Source organism: Haloarcula marina, from assembly GCF_024218775.1.
Taxonomy (GTDB): Archaea; Halobacteriota; Halobacteria; order Halobacteriales; family Haloarculaceae; genus Haloarcula; species Haloarcula marina.
Map to the genome: position 1 here is coordinate 2,319,209 of NZ_CP100404.1, position 15,047 is coordinate 2,334,255.

At 65.5% G+C, this 15,047-nt stretch carries 21 protein-coding genes, 1 tRNA gene and 1 other RNA gene; 11 read left to right on the forward strand and 12 right to left on the reverse strand.

The features are described 5' to 3' along the window. The first annotated feature begins 2 nt into the window (after nt 1-2). Genes NJQ44_RS12125 through NJQ44_RS12135 form a run of 3 tightly spaced genes read left to right on the forward strand, consistent with a single transcriptional unit; the run spans nt 3 to nt 1,825 of the window. Nucleotides 3-212: a hypothetical protein gene (locus tag NJQ44_RS12125; RefSeq protein ID WP_254271610.1), complete on the forward strand. Its 210-nt coding sequence runs from the start codon at nt 3-5 to the stop codon at nt 210-212. A 41-nt stretch (nt 213-253) separates the two neighbouring features. Then, a complete protein-coding gene (locus tag NJQ44_RS12130; protein WP_254271611.1) occupies nt 254-709 on the forward strand; it encodes a universal stress protein in 456 nt (151 codons plus the stop codon). A gap of 60 nt (nt 710-769) precedes the next feature. Then, on the forward strand, nt 770-1,825 hold the full coding sequence (locus tag NJQ44_RS12135; protein WP_254271612.1) for a TrmB family transcriptional regulator: 1,056 nt from the start codon (nt 770-772) through the stop codon (nt 1,823-1,825). 192 nt (nt 1,826-2,017) lie between these two features. On the opposite strand, the gene NJQ44_RS12140 is transcribed toward NJQ44_RS12135, so the two are convergent. Beyond that, nucleotides 2,018-2,092, reverse strand: a tRNA-Arg gene (locus NJQ44_RS12140). Nucleotides 2,093-2,270: 178 nt separating this feature from the next. On the opposite strand from NJQ44_RS12140, the gene NJQ44_RS12145 reads away from it, so the two are divergent. Further along, nucleotides 2,271-2,933 carry an RAD55 family ATPase gene (locus NJQ44_RS12145; RefSeq protein ID WP_254271613.1) on the forward strand — a complete coding sequence of 221 codons (663 nt, stop codon included), beginning with the start codon at nt 2,271-2,273 and terminating at the stop codon, nt 2,931-2,933. On the opposite strand, the gene NJQ44_RS12150 is transcribed toward NJQ44_RS12145, so the two are convergent. Further along, nucleotides 2,911-3,165, reverse strand: coding sequence for a DUF5798 family protein (locus tag NJQ44_RS12150; protein ID WP_254271614.1), 255 nt, complete (start codon nt 3,163-3,165; stop codon nt 2,911-2,913). The genes NJQ44_RS12145 and NJQ44_RS12150 overlap by 23 nt on opposite strands. Before the next feature lie 79 nt (nt 3,166-3,244). Between NJQ44_RS12150 and NJQ44_RS12155 the strand changes: the two genes are divergently transcribed. Together NJQ44_RS12155 and ffs are read left to right on the forward strand one after the other, a co-directional pair. Continuing rightward, nucleotides 3,245-3,658, forward strand: coding sequence for a DUF7548 family protein (locus NJQ44_RS12155; RefSeq protein WP_254271615.1), 414 nt, complete (start codon nt 3,245-3,247; stop codon nt 3,656-3,658). Between the two features lie 63 nt (nt 3,659-3,721). Continuing rightward, an RNA gene (gene ffs, locus NJQ44_RS12160) (signal recognition particle sRNA) lies at nt 3,722-4,035 on the forward strand. A gap of 58 nt (nt 4,036-4,093) precedes the next feature. Here ffs and NJQ44_RS12165 read toward each other — a convergent pair. The 4 genes from NJQ44_RS12165 to NJQ44_RS12180 form a co-directional block, all read right to left on the reverse strand. After that, nucleotides 4,094-4,468, reverse strand: a complete 375-nt coding sequence (locus tag NJQ44_RS12165; RefSeq protein ID WP_254271616.1) for a VanZ family protein — start codon at nt 4,466-4,468, stop codon at nt 4,094-4,096. A gap of 81 nt (nt 4,469-4,549) precedes the next feature. Continuing rightward, nucleotides 4,550-5,428, reverse strand: coding sequence for a mechanosensitive ion channel family protein (locus NJQ44_RS12170; RefSeq protein WP_254274337.1), 879 nt, complete (start codon nt 5,426-5,428; stop codon nt 4,550-4,552). After that, a complete protein-coding gene (locus NJQ44_RS12175) occupies nt 5,428-5,676 on the reverse strand; it encodes a YhbY family RNA-binding protein (RefSeq protein ID WP_254271617.1) in 249 nt (82 codons plus the stop codon). Before NJQ44_RS12175 ends, NJQ44_RS12170 begins: the two co-directional genes overlap by 1 nt. A gap of 52 nt (nt 5,677-5,728) precedes the next feature. Next, nucleotides 5,729-6,016: a ribonuclease P protein component 4 gene (locus NJQ44_RS12180; RefSeq protein ID WP_254271618.1), complete on the reverse strand. Its 288-nt coding sequence runs from the start codon at nt 6,014-6,016 to the stop codon at nt 5,729-5,731. Between the two features lie 94 nt (nt 6,017-6,110). Here NJQ44_RS12180 and NJQ44_RS12185 point away from each other — a divergent pair, with 94 nt between their 5' ends. Beyond that, entirely contained in the window at nt 6,111-7,160 is a 1,050-nt protein-coding gene (locus tag NJQ44_RS12185; RefSeq protein WP_254271619.1) for a glycosyltransferase family 4 protein, read from the forward strand. Between the two features lie 78 nt (nt 7,161-7,238). Here NJQ44_RS12185 and NJQ44_RS12190 read toward each other — a convergent pair whose 3' ends face one another. Then, nucleotides 7,239-8,561: an MFS transporter gene (locus NJQ44_RS12190; RefSeq protein WP_254271620.1), complete on the reverse strand. Its 1,323-nt coding sequence runs from the start codon at nt 8,559-8,561 to the stop codon at nt 7,239-7,241. Nucleotides 8,562-8,663: 102 nt separating this feature from the next. Here NJQ44_RS12190 and NJQ44_RS12195 point away from each other — a divergent pair, with 102 nt between their 5' ends. Next, the gene (locus NJQ44_RS12195) at nt 8,664-9,767 is read left to right on the forward strand and encodes a glycosyltransferase (protein WP_254271621.1); all 1,104 of its coding nucleotides are present in this window, start codon (nt 8,664-8,666) and stop codon (nt 9,765-9,767) included. Here NJQ44_RS12195 and NJQ44_RS12200 read toward each other — a convergent pair whose 3' ends face one another. The 4 genes from NJQ44_RS12200 to gatC form a co-directional block, all read right to left on the reverse strand. After that, nucleotides 9,768-9,911: a hypothetical protein gene (locus NJQ44_RS12200; RefSeq protein WP_254271622.1), complete on the reverse strand. Its 144-nt coding sequence runs from the start codon at nt 9,909-9,911 to the stop codon at nt 9,768-9,770. Nucleotides 9,912-9,968: 57 nt separating this feature from the next. Continuing rightward, entirely contained in the window at nt 9,969-10,163 is a 195-nt protein-coding gene (locus NJQ44_RS12205; RefSeq protein ID WP_254271623.1) for a hypothetical protein, read from the reverse strand. 74 nt (nt 10,164-10,237) lie between these two features. Continuing rightward, nucleotides 10,238-11,521, reverse strand: coding sequence for an Asp-tRNA(Asn)/Glu-tRNA(Gln) amidotransferase subunit GatA (gatA, locus tag NJQ44_RS12210; RefSeq protein WP_254271624.1), 1,284 nt, complete (start codon nt 11,519-11,521; stop codon nt 10,238-10,240). A gap of 1 nt (nt 11,522) precedes the next feature. Continuing rightward, on the reverse strand, nt 11,523-11,801 hold the full coding sequence (gene gatC, locus NJQ44_RS12215) for an Asp-tRNA(Asn)/Glu-tRNA(Gln) amidotransferase subunit GatC (RefSeq protein ID WP_254271625.1): 279 nt from the start codon (nt 11,799-11,801) through the stop codon (nt 11,523-11,525). Between the two features lie 224 nt (nt 11,802-12,025). Here gatC and NJQ44_RS12220 point away from each other — a divergent pair, with 224 nt between their 5' ends. From NJQ44_RS12220 to NJQ44_RS12230, 3 genes are read left to right on the forward strand one after another with little or no spacing between them, the layout of a single operon-like run. Next, the gene (locus NJQ44_RS12220) at nt 12,026-12,994 is read left to right on the forward strand and encodes a transcription initiation factor IIB (RefSeq protein WP_254271626.1); all 969 of its coding nucleotides are present in this window, start codon (nt 12,026-12,028) and stop codon (nt 12,992-12,994) included. A gap of 42 nt (nt 12,995-13,036) precedes the next feature. Then, nucleotides 13,037-13,513: an NUDIX hydrolase gene (locus NJQ44_RS12225; protein ID WP_254271627.1), complete on the forward strand. Its 477-nt coding sequence runs from the start codon at nt 13,037-13,039 to the stop codon at nt 13,511-13,513. 29 nt (nt 13,514-13,542) lie between these two features. Next, nucleotides 13,543-13,953, forward strand: a complete 411-nt coding sequence (locus NJQ44_RS12230; protein ID WP_254271628.1) for a universal stress protein — start codon at nt 13,543-13,545, stop codon at nt 13,951-13,953. A 1-nt stretch (nt 13,954) separates the two neighbouring features. Here the strand turns inward: NJQ44_RS12230 and NJQ44_RS12235 are convergent, their stop codons facing one another. Then, on the reverse strand, nt 13,955-15,046 hold the full coding sequence (locus NJQ44_RS12235; RefSeq protein WP_254271629.1) for an asparagine synthase C-terminal domain-containing protein: 1,092 nt from the start codon (nt 15,044-15,046) through the stop codon (nt 13,955-13,957). Nucleotide 15,047 lies beyond the last annotated feature (1 nt).

The window sequence follows — 15,047 nt, forward strand, 5'->3', positions numbered from 1 at the left end:
CGATGACTGCTGTCTGGCGAGCCATCTTTGCTTCGAGCCTCGTGTTGCTCGCACTGCTGGCACTGTCAGTCCCGTATATCGAACCCGGAACGAGTACGTTCGTAATCAGCATCGTGAGCCTCGGCATGCTCGTGGTAATGCTCGTGGCCTCGGCCGCGTTCATCTACCTCGACTGGAATCCGTTCGAGGAACTGCTGGAGCCGAATCGTTGAGCGCATCGATCTGAACTACATTGACCGATTCACCGTACACCATGACACGCACACTCACCGTTATCGAAGATACAGACCGCGACAGAGCATTGCTACAGAAAGCACGGACCGTTGCATTGGGCGAAGGGAACGATATCGTGGTCGTCGCACTTGCGACGCCTGACGAGTACGAAGACGTCGCATCGACGCTCGACGAGATCGGCCGCGTCGAGCACACGAGCTACGACGAAGACGATATTCTCGAAGGGCTGTCCGGAGACGTCCAGGACCTTGCCAGCGACGTACTCGGTGAGGCTGTGGAATACGTCCTGCGTACGGTCGTCGAAGAGAAAGGGGCGCAAGCAGACGCGGTCATCGAGATAGCGACCGAGACAGGCAGTGATCACGTCTTCATCCCGGGGTCTCGACGATCTCCGACTGGGAAAGCCGTATTCGGAGACCGTACCCAGCGAGTCCTCCTCAATTTCGACGGTTTCGTGACCACCTCGATGGAATGAGGCGCGTCCTAAGCAGGTCTGACTAACTATTTCACCGACGCGGCTCAAGCAAACATCACGATGACGCAATCTAATGAGATAAATGAGACCGAGCTCAGAAATGAGCTGAGTATCCTGGGGCTGTCTGATACGGAGATCGACACCTATCTCGCGCTCTTGCCCTTAGGCGAGGCACCAACGAGTACGGTCGCAGAGGAAGCAGAGGTAACACAGCGAGCAGTGTACAATATCGCCGAGCGCCTGGAAAAACGTGGACTCGTACGTGTAAAGGAATATGCGTCGCCAACCGTCATCCAAGCGCTGCCGCCAGCAGAGGCAATTGGGTCACTCTCAGAACGGCTTGAATCGATAACGGGGTCGCTTGAAGACAGGTTCAATGAGACGACCGAAACGGAACCCGAGATTCAGATGATAAAGTCTCGAGAGACGGCAATCAAGCGGCTCCGGGAGTCTATCTCCGAAGCCGAGTCCGAGATCGTGGTTGCGATTCCCGAGCACGTCTATCCGGAAATCGAATCCGACCTGCGAAATGCGGTCGACAGAGATGTCTTTGTCCTGTTACTCATCGGAGAACTCGCTACTCCAGGCGATATCGAACAGCTAGCGGGCGTTGCGGAAGCGATTCGCTACTGGGAGGAAAGCCTCCCGTTCGTTACCGTCGTTGACGGTACCACGTCGATAATCGGCGAACCAGATATCTTCTCCAGTCCAAGCACGAAATACGAGATAGTTGCCGTTTCACAAGAACATCTAACGGGGTCAGTTTTTGGGATGTATCTCAGTGCATATTGGTCCGCATCGGCCGAACTGTACGTGAGTGAGCCCGACCCACTACCGAAAACGTACAGTTGGTTTCGACAGGCAGTCTTTCATGCGTACCTTCACGAACAACAGGGCACGGACCTGTGGGCTGACGTCGAAACTGAAAGCGGCGAACTAATCTCGGGAGCGGTGAGTCAGGTCCGACAGGCGATTATCGAGCCAGCGACGAACGATTACACACTGGAGATGAGTCTGTTTCTCGAAACGGACAACGGTGAGGTGAGCGTTGGTGGACCCGGCGCGTTTATCGAGGATTACGAGGGGAAAACCGTCCGTCTTCGGACGAACTCGTAACGATCCGAATTTCAGCCATCGGGCATTGAAGTGATTCAATCGGAGATTGATGTTCTCCTTCCTGACCAGTATCGACCTACGTGAACCTCAGAGCCAATTCCGTTCGAATACCGAACGAAAGCAGCGCTCCAGTTCGTACAGTGGGGGAACAGACCTGCCGCCGTCTGGCGGTTTTAAGCGTGAATTCGGATACGGGCGCTGAGGGATTTGAACCCCCGACGGTTTGGTCCGAAGCCAAGCACTCTGTCCAGGCTGAGCTAAGCGCCCTACGTCATCACATAATCCGGTGTTCCGGTTTAAACCATCCGGTTCCGGTTCGCGGGCGTGAATCAGACGCACGGGAGTCGGTACCGTCAACCGCGTCCAAATTTCGATGTTTACGAAACGAATTTATGACGATGCGTCGAGAAACAAATACGGTCGGTGCTGTCCGCTCGCGCTCATCATGTACGACTTAGGACCACACCTGGACGATGTCGCCGTCGCGGCGGGCACGAACATCCTGCTCAAGGGCCCGCCGCTGACCGGCAAACGGCGGTTGGCGCTGGAGACGCTGGCGGCGGGGTCACGGCGCGGCGACAACGCCGTCGTCGTGACCGCACGCGACTGCGCCGAGCGAGTGCGAGACGACTACGGGACGATTCTCGGCGGGACGGACGACGCCGGACTCGCCGTCGTCGATGCGGTGTCCGACCAGATAGGGAGCGCTGGGGCCGACGGACAACGTCCGAAGTACTCGGCCGCGCCCACCGACATGACTGGAATCACGGTCAAGTTCGCCGAGTTCGTCCAGTCGAACGACGGGGACGACGGGGTTGCGCGGATGCGCGTGCTCGTGGATTCGGTGTCGTCGTTGCTGATGTACTCACCGCTCCAGACGGTCTTTCGGTCCCTTCACGTGTTCACCGCACGCGTCGAGAACGCCGGGTCACTGGGGCTCTATATTGCAGAATCGACGGCCCACGACGAGGACGCAATGGATTCGCTCGAAGCGCTGTTCGACGGGAGCATCAGCGTCGACGATGCCGAGCGAGCGACGCTTTCGCTCCCGGGCGTCGCGAACCGGACCATCGACGTGTCGCGTCTCAGTCCTCGGCGTCGTCGATGACCGCGTCGGTCAGGACGGCGTCGGCGTCGATGCCTTGCTCCGCCGCTATCGCTTCGAGGAGGGCGCGCTGGTCGTCCAGTCGGCGCTCCACCTCGTCGACGCGGTCGTTCGTGTCCTCGACCGTTCCGCGGAGTTCCTGCAGTTGCGTCTTCAGTTCGTTGACCTTCGTGTACAACTCCTCGGCGATGTCGGCGACCTTCTGAATCTTTTTCGCCGTCGAACCAAGTCCCATAGGCTACGGTTACGTGAGCGACCATTTCGGCGTTTCGCTCGAACGTCGGTGTTAAGACGCCGCCGTTCGGACCCGCGGTATGAACGACTTACGGACCGCACCGCTGGTCGGTATCGTCGGCTGTCTCCTCTATCTCGTCGTCCTCGGGGTGCCGTACCTCATCGTCGAGACGACGAGCGCCGTCGGCGCGTACTACGCGTCGGGCGCGCTCTCCCCCGTGTTCGCGGCGATTCTGGCGCTGGTGACCATCATCGTCCTCGCCGCGGGCCGCGAGGGACGCACCGACCCGAGCATCGCCGCCGGGGCGGGACTCGTGTTGGGACTGTTCATCGTCGGCCTGAGCCTCCTCTGGGCGGCGACGGTCCCGGTGAGCCTGGTGCTCGGCCTGTCCGAGTCGACGCTCATCGAACACCACCGCTGGGTCCTCGTTCTCGCGGGCGTCCCCGTCCCCGTCGGTGCGGCGTGGTTCGCCCGCGCACTCGGGTTGTTCTGAGCGCTATCCCCGCGCAGTCCCCCGGTGTTCCGAAAGGCCCTTATGTAGCGGCGGCGGACTTCGGAATGGACTAGGTCGGGGGGTTTGGCCCCCCTCCACGCCCGCATTACGGTCATTAGCGGGGACCGAAGCCCGGGGGCGTCCGGTCAGACGGACGTGGACCCCGTGAGCTAACGTCGAAGCCTCGTCCCACGGGGACGGCGGTCCACGTGGTCGCATCTGCAGGGATGCGCCCACGTGGTTAATCGATGGCAGCCCGCCAGGCACGGAAGTGAGCAGCGGACCATCGAACACCCTTCGCTCGTGGGGTCGCGGGGTGGAGGAGGCAAACGGGATTACCCGCGCCCGAACGCCGGGCAATCTCGGGGTCCGCATTCATCTTCGAGTATCGAACGACCGCGGAGCGGCGTCGCCGTCCGCGGCCGTACGGTCCAGTCAGTCCTCGCAGTGTGCGTGCCACGCGAGGACGCCGACCACCGAACCGAGCAGTCCGGCGACGGTGTCGGCGGTTTCGGGCATCCGCCCGGGGACCCACTCTTGCAGTCGCCCCAGCACGACGGAGTAGGCGACGGAGACGGCGATGGCCGAGAGGCCCGCGCGTCGAGGGCCGGGCCGACCGTCGTCGAACGCCTCGGCGAGCACTGCCGCGAATCCGCCGTGGCCGAGGAAGTGGAGGACCTTATCGGGGCCGACGTACCGCCAACTCTCGTGGCGGCCCAGCGGCGACGGGACGAGCGACCCGCACAGCAACACGGCGGCGACGACCAGCGAGCGCCGCCATCGGACCCCGCCTGACGTGTGTCGTGACATAGAGTAGTCACTTTCGACTAACTGTCCAACGAAGATAGAGGTGTCGCACGTGTCGAACGAGCGACGGAAGTCGGTGTGTCGTCAGTCGTCGGCGGGTTCGACGATGCCGTCCATCCCGGCCAGTTCGAGGCCGCCGCCGATGGTGCGGTTCGGGTAGGGGATGTCGATACCCTCCTCGTCGAATCGCTCTTTGACCGACTGGACGTACTCGCCGCGGGTCTTCACGAAGTCGGCGCGGCTTGGGTTGTCAATCCAGATGCGGGACTGGAGGCCGACCGAAGAGTCGCCGAGTTCGATCAGTCGAACGGACGGGCCGGGGTCTTCGAGGATGCCCTTGTGCTTCTCTGCCTCCTCGACGATGATTTCGGTCGCTTTGTCGATGTCGTCGTCGTAGCCGATGCCGAAGACGAACTTCAGGCGAAGTTGGTCCTTCGCGACGGGGTTCTTGATGACGCCGTCGGTGAGGTTGGAGTTCGGCACGGTCAGCAGTTCGTTGTCGAAGGTGCGGATGCGGGAGACGCGCAGGCTGATGTCCTCGACGATGCCCGCGTTGCCGTCCCACTCTATCCAGTCGCCGATTCGGAACGGCTTGTCGGTGTAGATGAACAGGCCAGCGACGAAGTTCTTCAGCACGTCCTGCATGGCGAAGCCGATTGCCAGCGTCGCGGCCGCCGCGATGGTCGCGAGCGACTGCAGGAAGTTGCCGTACTCGGCCATCCCGAACGCGACCGCCACGGCGGCGAAGACGATGACGATGCTCGCCAGTTTCTTGATGGGACGGCGGGCGTGTTCGTCCAGGTCCCGGGACTTCAGCGAGCGGTCGACGATGGGGATGACGAGCGCCTTCCCCACGAGATACACGAGGACGAAGACAATGAGGAAGACGATGGCCGAGGCGAGGGCCGCCGCGGCCGGGATACCGAAGTTTTCGAGGGCACCGGCGATGGGACCGACCTGCATCATCGCTCGAACACCGCCGTATGGCCGCGTACGCGGACGACATCGGCGTTGACTCGCTCAGCCAGTTCGTCGGCGAGTTCGTCGGTGGTCGTCCCGCCGCGAGACGACCGGAGGAACTTCACCTTCACGAAGTCGCGATCCTGTAGCTGTGTGTTCAACTCGTCTGCGACGGCGTCGATGCCGCTTTTCCCCACGCGGAGGGTCGCGTCGAGTTCGTGAATCCGCTGTTTTCGAGACGCATCAGACATATAGGGCGATAAAGGCCGTCGATACCTAAAAAACCAATAGTCGTAAAGAAAGTCAGTCGTAGGGATAGCGTGCGTGTGAACCACATTCACAGGTGACGACGACGTGCCCCGACTGGGTCCGAACGCGGGCGTTCCGGCCGGGAACGAGGTAGGTGTCACAGTCGCGGCAGATGGCGCGGGCGAACTCCCGCGGGAGGCGGAGACGGTGGCGTTCTGCGATGCGCCGCGCCCGCCGGACGTACTCGCGCGCCCGGTCCTCGCGACCCTCGCGGACCGCTTTACGAGCCATCGACTGGAGTCGGTCGATGCGCTCGCGGGCGATGGTCGCCTCGTCTGTCATCGTCGGGAGTCCGAGCGGCGCGTAAAAACGCCTTCCGGACCCGGCCCGCCAGAGAGTCGGTACAGTTTTGCTCGCAGGCCCTGAGCGACTGTCCGTGCGCGTCCTGAACTACCTCGAACTCGCGGACCAACTCGACCGCTCCGGCATCGGAACGTCCGTCGACCACCAGCGGCAGGCGCTCGCCGATACCGACGTGGACGTGGTGACGACGCCGTGGACGGACGGCCATCCGGCGTGGGCCGTCGGCGGGAACTTCGCCTTCGGCGACCCTGTCTTCGCCGACTTCGACGTGGCCCACTGCAACATGATCGGGCCGGGTTCGGTCGCCGTCGCTCGCCACGCGCGGAATCACGACATCCCACTGGTCCTCCACGCTCACGTGACCAGAGAGGACTTCCGCGGGAGTTTCCGCGGGTCGAACCTCGTCGCGCCCGCCCTCGGCGAGTACCTGAAGTGGTTCTACTCGCAGGCAGATATGGTCCTCTGTCCCTCCGAGTACACGAAGGGCGTCCTCGAAGACTACCCCGTCGACGCGCCGATTCGCCCCATCACGAACGGCGTCGACACGGCCCCGCTGGAAGGGTACGAGTCCTTCCGCGACGAGTACCGCGAGCAGTACGACTTGTCGGGGATGGTCGTCTTCGCCGTCGGGAGCGTCTTCGAGCGCAAGGGCCTGACCACCTTCTGCGAACTCGCCCAGCGGACCGACCACGACTACGCGTGGTTCGGCACGTACGACGACGGCCCGCACGGGTCCAGCGAAGTCCGCAAGTGGACTTCGAACCCGCCAGAGAACGTCACGTTCACCGGGTGGGTCGACGACATTCGCGGTGCCTACGGCGCTGGCGACGTGTTCCTCTTTCCTTCGAAGGTCGAGAATCAGGGTATCGTCGTCCTCGAAGCGATGGCCTGCGGGAAGGCCGTCGTCCTCTCGGACATCCCCGTCTTCCGCGAGTACTACGAGGACGGCCACGACTGCCTCATCTGTTCGGACGAGTCGGAGTTCCGCGAGGCGCTGGAACGCCTGGAATCGAACCCCGACCTGCGAGAGCGACTCGGCGAGAACGCGAAGGAGACGGCCCGAAAACACGGACTGGACCGCGTCGGCGAGCGTCTGGTCGAGACGTACGCGGAACTGGTCTGAGAGAGTAGCGTTCGACCGCCAGCGTGAGTCACCGATGCGCTGTTCGCCGCGACGGACCGCCCGGTGGCGGAGTGAGCGTCAGTCTGCCGTCGTCAGCGCGTCAGATGCCTGTTGTGGCGCACGCCACCAGAGGACGGCGACCACGACTGTCCCGACGAAGACGAACCCGCCTGCGACGCCGAACGCGAGGGTGAAGCCGTACCCGCCGAGCCATCCCCCGAGGACGGACCCCACCCCACTGGCGAGACCGGACAGCGCCGTGTAGAGACCGAGCGCCTCGCCCCGAATGGCGGACGGTGCGAACTGGGTGACGATGCTCGCGGCGGTGACGGCGATGAGCGCCCACGCGACGCCGATGAGGAGAAAGACGGCGGCGTTGGTCACGAGCGCCACCGTCGCCGCCGGAACGACGCCGACGACGAGTGCCACGGCGGGATGGAGGACGGCCCGCGCCAGTAGACCGCCGGTCTGGACGCCCGCCGCGTCGTAGCGCTCGACCAGGCGTCCTGCCGCGCCGTAGCACAGCGCCGACCCGAGGCTGGAAACGAGGTACAGCGCGAATATCGTCCCCGAGTCGTACGAGAGCGTCCCCGAGAGGTACGACGGGAGCGGCCCCCAGAACACGCCGAATCCGACGAAGACGGCGACGATGGCGAGGAAGTACAGCGACAGCGACGGCGTCAGTCGGGCGAAGACCTGTCGCGGGTGGAACGACCGCGTGAGCCAGTAGAGCCGTCCCGGACCGACCGGGAAGGTGGCGCTTCGCACCGGCAGGCGGCGCGAACGGGCGAGGGCCCGCGCGATGCGACTGGGTCGGGGTTTCTCGACGGCTTTCGCGTCCGAGGGGAGCCAGCGCGTGACGAGGGTCGCTGACACGAAGGCGACGGCCGCACAGACCAAGAGGAGCGACCGCTGTGCGGTTTGCGTCCCGAGCGGTCCCGAGAGGAGCGCCGTCCACCCGAGGCCGAGGACGAGGCCGCCCGCCCAGCCCCAGCCCTGGTAGCGGTTGAGCGTGGCGAACCGGCCGGGCCAGTCCCGTTCGAGCGCACCGACCGTCACCAGTAGGGTCAGGACCGGCGCGACGGCCCCGGCGGAGAACCACAGCACGCCGTTGCCGAGGATGACGACCAACTCCGACTCCGAGAGCGCGACGACGACCAGCGCCCCGGCGGCGATGGCGAGCGCCGCGAGGACGAGCGACCGACGTTTGCCAGTTTTGTCCGCGATGCGACCGAAGATGAGCGCGCCCGGCGCGCCCGCGGCGGCCGCGACGCCAGCGAGAACGCCCAGTAAGAGCGTGCTTCCACCGATTGTGACGAAATAGAGCGGGACGAGCAGCGAGGCAGCCCCGAGCGCGACGGAACCCAGCGCCCACGCGTACAGCCAGCGGTCCGAAGCCATTGGCGGATGGTCACGGTCGGGTGTAAAAAGCCCATTGCCCGGCGACGGACCGACACCGACCAATAGCAAGGGTTTACCCGTTGGTGCGACAACGCCGCGTCGATGGCACTGCCGCAGGTCGCCGCATTCACCGACACGTATCTGCCGACCGTCAACGGCGTGACCTACACGGTCAAGACGTGGCGGGACCGCTGGCGGCGACGCGGCGGCCGCATGGACGTGGTCTACCCCCGCGGCGACCACGACCCCGAGGACGGCGAGTACCCGGTCCGGAGCCTCCCGTTCCCGTTCTACGAGGGGTTCCGACTCGGAATGCCCCAGATTCCAGACGCGGTCAACGAGGCCGACGTGGTTCACGCCCACACGCCGTTCAGCCTCGGGATGGCGGGCAAGCGCCTCGCCCGCAAACTCGACGCCCCGCTGGTGGCGTCCTATCACACGCCGACCGGCGAGTACGCCGAGTACGTCGCCTCGAACGACACCGTCGAGTCGGCGGTCCAGTCCAGCGCCGAACACTACGAGCGGTGGTTTCTGGACAGCACGGCGCTGGTCGTCGCGCCCAGCGAACGGACGGCGGAGCAAGTCCGGGGCATGGTCGGGACCGACACCCCCGTCGAGGTCATCTCCAACGGCGTCGACATCGACTTCTTCCGACCGACGGCGACCGAGGGCTTTCGCGACCGGCACGGCCTGCCCGACGGTCCGCTCGTGGGGTACACCGGACGACACGGTCACGAGAAGTGTCTCGACGACATTCTCACCGCCTGCGAGGGCCTCGATGTGACGGTCGTCTTCGGTGGCGACGGTCCGGCCCGTGAGTCCCTGGAGGCGACGGCCGCCGACACCGACATCGACGCCCGGTTCCTCGGCTTTCTCGACCGCGAGGAACTCCCCGAACTGTACGCGGCCCTCGACGTGTTCGCCTTTCCGAGTCCTGTCGAAACGCAGGGCATCGTGGCGCTGGAGGCCAACTGCTGTGGGACCCCCGTCGCTGGCGTCGACGCGGGCGCGCTCAGCGACACCGTCGACGACGGCGAGACGGGATACCACTACTCCGAGGGCGACGTGGACGGCTTCCGCCGGGCTATCGAGCGGACGCTGGACGAACGCGACCGACTCGCCGAGAACTGTCTCGCCCGCCGTGAGCAGGTGAGCGTCGACCACGCCGTGGACAAACTCGCGACCGTCTACGACCGCGTCCTGTAGTCAGAAGTCGTCCAGACTCGCCTGTCCCCGTCCCCCACGTCGTCGCTTCGCGGCCGCCAGCGCAGCGTTGTCGGTCGTTCGGAGGGCCGCCCGATGCCAGACGACGCGGGCCGTCGACCGTCCGAGCGTGGCTACGTTCGCCACGAGTTGCTACGCGGCGCTACGCACAGGCGGTTCAACAACCCTCCGGCGCGCCAATTCTCAGTCGGACTGGCGCGACCGCGACCGCGACCACCCGATACCGAACGCGAGGCCGTTCGCCACGCCGAACACCATCCCGAGGACGAAGTCCTCGAGTGCGACGGCCAAGATGAGGCCACCGCCGATACCGACCGCCATCGCTTTCACCATCGTCGGCCAGTGAATCCACTCCAATCGTCCTGCGTCCTCGCTCATACGGTTTGCACGACGAGCGAATACAAAAGCGTACCAGACTGCGTGCAGGTAACAAAGCCCGCCCGCTCGCGGAACTACGCCAGCGCGCTGCCCGCCCGAATTATCGTCCGCTCGCCAAACGCCGGACCGACGAGTTGGAGACCGACCGGCAGGCCGTCGTCCGTCTCGCCAGCGGGCACGGAGATGGCCGGGAGGTTGGCGAGGTTGACCGGCGTCGTGTTCGCGTCCGCGAGGTACATCGTCAGCGGGTCGTCGAGGCTCTCGCCGCGTTTCATCGGCGGCACCGGCATCGTCGGGGAGGCGAGTACGTCGGCGTCCGAGAGCGCCTCGTCGAAGTCCTGTTTGACCCACGCGCGGGCGTCTTGGGCCTTCTTGTAGTACTTGTCGTGATAGCCCGCCGAGAGCGCGTAGGTGCCCAGCAGGACGCGGCGTTTGACCTCCTCGCCGAAGCCCTCTTCGCGGGCGTTTGCGAACGACTCGTTCCAGTTGCCGTCGTAGCCGCCGGACTTCCCGTAGCGGACGCCGTCGAATCGCGCGAGGTTCGAGGACGCCTCGCTCATGGCGATGACGTAGTAGGCCTCGACGGCGTGTTCGACGCTCGGGAGGTCCACTTCGTGGTAGGTCGCGCCCTGTGATTCGAGTTCGTCCATGGCGTCCCAGAACGTCTCGACGACGCCCTCGTCGGCCCCGTCGAGTAGTTCCGTCGGAACGCCGATGGAGAGGCCCTCCACGTCGCCGTCTGCGGCGTCGGCGAACGCGTAGTCCTCGACCTGCTCGCTCGCGTCGCGGGTCGTCCCGTCGCGTTCGTCCGGCCCGGCGATGACCTCCAGCAGTTCAGCGGCCTCCTCGACGCTCGGCGCGATAGGACCGATCTGTTCGAGGCTGTTTGCGTAGGCGACCAGTCCGTAGCGGGAGACGAGGCCGTATGTCGGTTTGATGCCGACGACGCCGCAGAACGCGGCGGGACAGCGGATAGAGCCGCCGGTGTCGCTACCGAGGGCCATGTCGGCGTCGCCAGCGGCGACGACGGCCGCCGACCCGCCCGATGACCCGCCGGGGACGCGGCCCTCGGCGACGGGGTTCTCGACCGCGCCGAACGCCGACGTTTCGGTGGTCGTCCCCATCCCGAACTCGTCCATGTTCGTCTTGCCGGGGATGGTCGCACCGGCGTCTTTCAGGCGTTCGACGACGGTGGCGTCGTAGGGCGGCACGTAGTCGTCGAGCATCTCGGAGCCACAGGTGGTCCGGACCCCCTCGGTGGAGATGTTGTCCTTGACGGCGACGGTCCGACCGGCCAGCGGGCCGTCGTCGGACCCCTCGATGGTGTCGGTGGCGATGTAGCCGTTGTAGCCGGTCATCTCACGACACCTTCGGGCCTTTGAACTGTCCGGCCTCGGACTCGGGGGCGTTCTGGAGCGCTTCCGCTTGGGTGAGTCCGTCGCGGACCTCGTCGGGGCGCATGACGTTCGCGAGGTCGGCGTCGCGGTCGGTCTCCGGGACCTCGTCCAGCGCTTCGAACGCGGCCAGAATCTCGCCGAACTGCTCGGTGAACCGCTCGACCTCGCCCTCGTCGAGGTCGATGCGGGCGAGGTCGGCGATGTGGCGTACCTCGTCCGGGTCGACGGCGTTGTCGCTCATGTGTTCGCGGAGTGTTGGCCCGGCGGTAAGCGTTTCGAAAGGTGAAGCCCGAACTGTTTGGGGCGATTCGTTCAGACGGACGTTTTCGAACACGAGCGGGAAGACTGTTTTTCCGATTGGCAATGCAATCTTTGCGATTTGGCAAAGCGTTTAAGTTGCTCCGGCCACAACAAAAGACCACAAGAACCGTTTTTCGGGTATCCAGACCCGTCTATTCGCAACCAATGACCGATACCACCATCCGCCGATACACGAATGAGCGCGAAGCCGATGAGGAAGAGACAACGGACGAGGAGTCACTCGTCTGTCCCGAGTGTGGTGGGTCCCTGCTCTCCGACAGTGAACGCGGCGAGACCGTCTGTGAAGACTGTGGGCTGGTCGTCGAGGAGGACGAAATCGACCCCGGTCCCGAGTGGCGCGCCTTCGACTCGAAGGAGAAAGACCAGAAGTCCCGCGTCGGCGCACCGACGACGAACATGATGCACGACAAGGGCCTCTCGACCAATATCGGGTGGCAGGACAAGGACGCCTACGGCAACTCCCTGTCCTCGCGCCAGCGCGAGAAGATGCAGCGACTGCGGACGTGGAACGAGCGCTTCCGCACGCGCGACTCCAAAGAGCGCAACCTGAAGCAGGCGCTCGGCGAAATCGACCGCATGGCCTCGGCGCTCGGCCTCCCCGAGAACGTCCGCGAGACTGCCTCCGTCATCTACCGCCGCGCGCTGGACGAGGACCTCCTGCCGGGCCGCTCCATCGAGGGCGTCTCGACGGCGTCGCTGTACGCCGCCGCCCGACAGGCCGGGACCCCACGCTCGCTGGACGAAATCGCCAACGTCTCCCGCGTCGACAAAGACGAAATCGCCCGGACCTACCGCTACGTCGTCCGCGAACTGAGCCTCGAAATCCAGCCCGCGGACCCCGAGAGCTACGTCCCTCGGTTCGCCTCGGACCTCGACCTCTCCGAGGAGGTCGAGCGACGCGCCCGACAGCTCCTCCAGAACGCCAAAGCGGAGGGCGTCCACTCCGGGAAGTCCCCGGTCGGACTGGCCGCGGCCGCCGTCTACGCGGCCTCCCTGCTGACCAACGAGAAGGTCACCCAGAGCGAGGTGAGCGAGGTGGCGAGCATCTCCGAGGTCACCATCCGCAACCGCTACCACGAACTGCTCGAAGCCGAGGACAGCGTCCACCCCTAACGGGTCGTAAGCTACACTTTCTCCCCGCGCTTCGCCGCGAGCATGGAGACGACACGCCACTTCGTCGCGACCGTCTACGTCGTCAGCGACGGGGCCGTCGCGCTACACGAACACGACAAACTCGACATGTGGTTGCCCGCAGGCGGCCACGTCGACCGGGACGAACTGCCCCACGAGGCGGCGCTCCGCGAGACCCGCGAGGAACTCGGCTTCGACGTGGACCTCGTCGCTCCCGAGGAGGACATCGAGAGCGAGACGGTCCGCTCGATTCCTCAGCCACAGCACTTCCTCCTCGAAGACATCAACGTCCACGAGAGCGGCGACGTGGGCCACCAGCACATCGACTTCATCTTCTACGGGGCCGCGCCGACTCGGGACATCGACCCCGGCCCCGGCGAGCAACCGGCCGAGGACTGGACGTGGTTCACGCCCGAACAGTTGGCCGCACGGAGCGACGAACTCCCCGCTGACGTGGTCGAAGTCGGCCAGCGGGCCATCGAGGCGGTAAGCGGTCGGTAACTAATCGCCTGACTGGCGTCGATTCGTACATGTACCGCGTCTTACTTCCGGTGGACCACAGCGAGTCACGGGCACGCGCGCAAGTGGATGCGACGGCGGCGCTCCCGCACGCCAGCGACGAGGTCGAAGCCATCGTCTTGCACGTCTTCGACGACGAGGAGACGGCCGAGAAGACGACCGTTCAACAGACGCCCGCGGGCAAGCAGACCGTCGAACTGCTGCGCGCCGAGGGCGTCCACTTCGAGACGGAGACGGGCCACGGCGACCCCGAACGGCAGATAACTAACCACGCCGAAGAACACGACGTGGACATGATTATCCTCGGCGGCCGAAAGCGCTCGCCGCTCGGCGCACTCGTCTTCGGGAGCGTGAGTCAGGCCGTCATCCTCGACTCTGAACGGCCGGTCGCGGTCACGGGAAGCGGCGCGTCGGATAGCTGAATCACTCGACCAGCGACTCGACGTACCGAGTCACGTGGTCGTCCATCCGACGCTTGTAGCCCGCCTGTCGGGCCAGTCGGTCGAGTTCGCGGGCCGCGAGTGACCCGTACTGGGCCGCCTTCTTGTCCCGCGTCGCGACGGCCTCCGGAAGCGAGTCACGGGCCGCTCGTCTGAGCGCCCACTTGCGCGTCTCGCCGTCGACCAGCATCGCGTCGTCCAGTCGGAGCGCCGCGGACACCACGCGGTCGTGGAGGAGCGGCGTCACCGGTTCGACGCCCGCCGCGCGCAGGGCCAGCACGTCTCGCGTGAGTTGGTCGGGGAGCGTCGCCAGCACCTCCCGCTGTGCCCCGCGAACGGTGTCGGCGTCGACGCGCGGGTCGTTCGGAGCCTTCGCCACCTTCGCGTAGCCGCCGAACAGTTCGTCCGCACCCTGTCCGAGCGCGAGGCGGTCGAAGCCGTCGGCTGCGACCCGTTCGGCGGTGAGATACAGGGGCAGGGCGATTTGGACGGCCATCGCGTTCGTCCGTCCCGTGGCGGCGGCAATCTCCGGGACCGCTCGCTCGATTGCCTCGTGAGTCAACTCCACGACGCGCAGGTCGCGGTCCAGCAGGTCGGCGGCAGACCGCGCGGCCTCCACGTCGTGGCTGTCCGGAAACCCGGCGACGTACAGCGGCGCGTCGAGTCGGGCCGCCAGCAACGCCGAGTCGACGCCGCCGGAGAAAGCGATGGCGAGGCCGTCGGTGTCGACGGCGTCGACGCTCCGTTCGACTGCATCCCGAACCGCGTCGACGGCCGTCTCGCGGTCCGCGAACGGGTCCGGGTTCGGGAGCGTCCAGACCTCCCGAGTTCCGCCCTCGTCGCGGACGTGGCCCGCCGGAAACGGGTCTGGGTCGTCGAGGTCGGTCGGGTCGGCACTCCAGGCCGACCGCGGGAGCGGTCCGGATTGGGCGTCGGACTCCACGAACAGCGGATACCGACCCAGCACGTCCCGCGCGAGACTGTCGTCGACGACGCCCGCAAAGCCCCCGGTTCCGGGGAGCGGGTCGCCGCTGGCGATGGCCTCTCGAACCGTCGTCTCGTCTGCGCCCTGCATC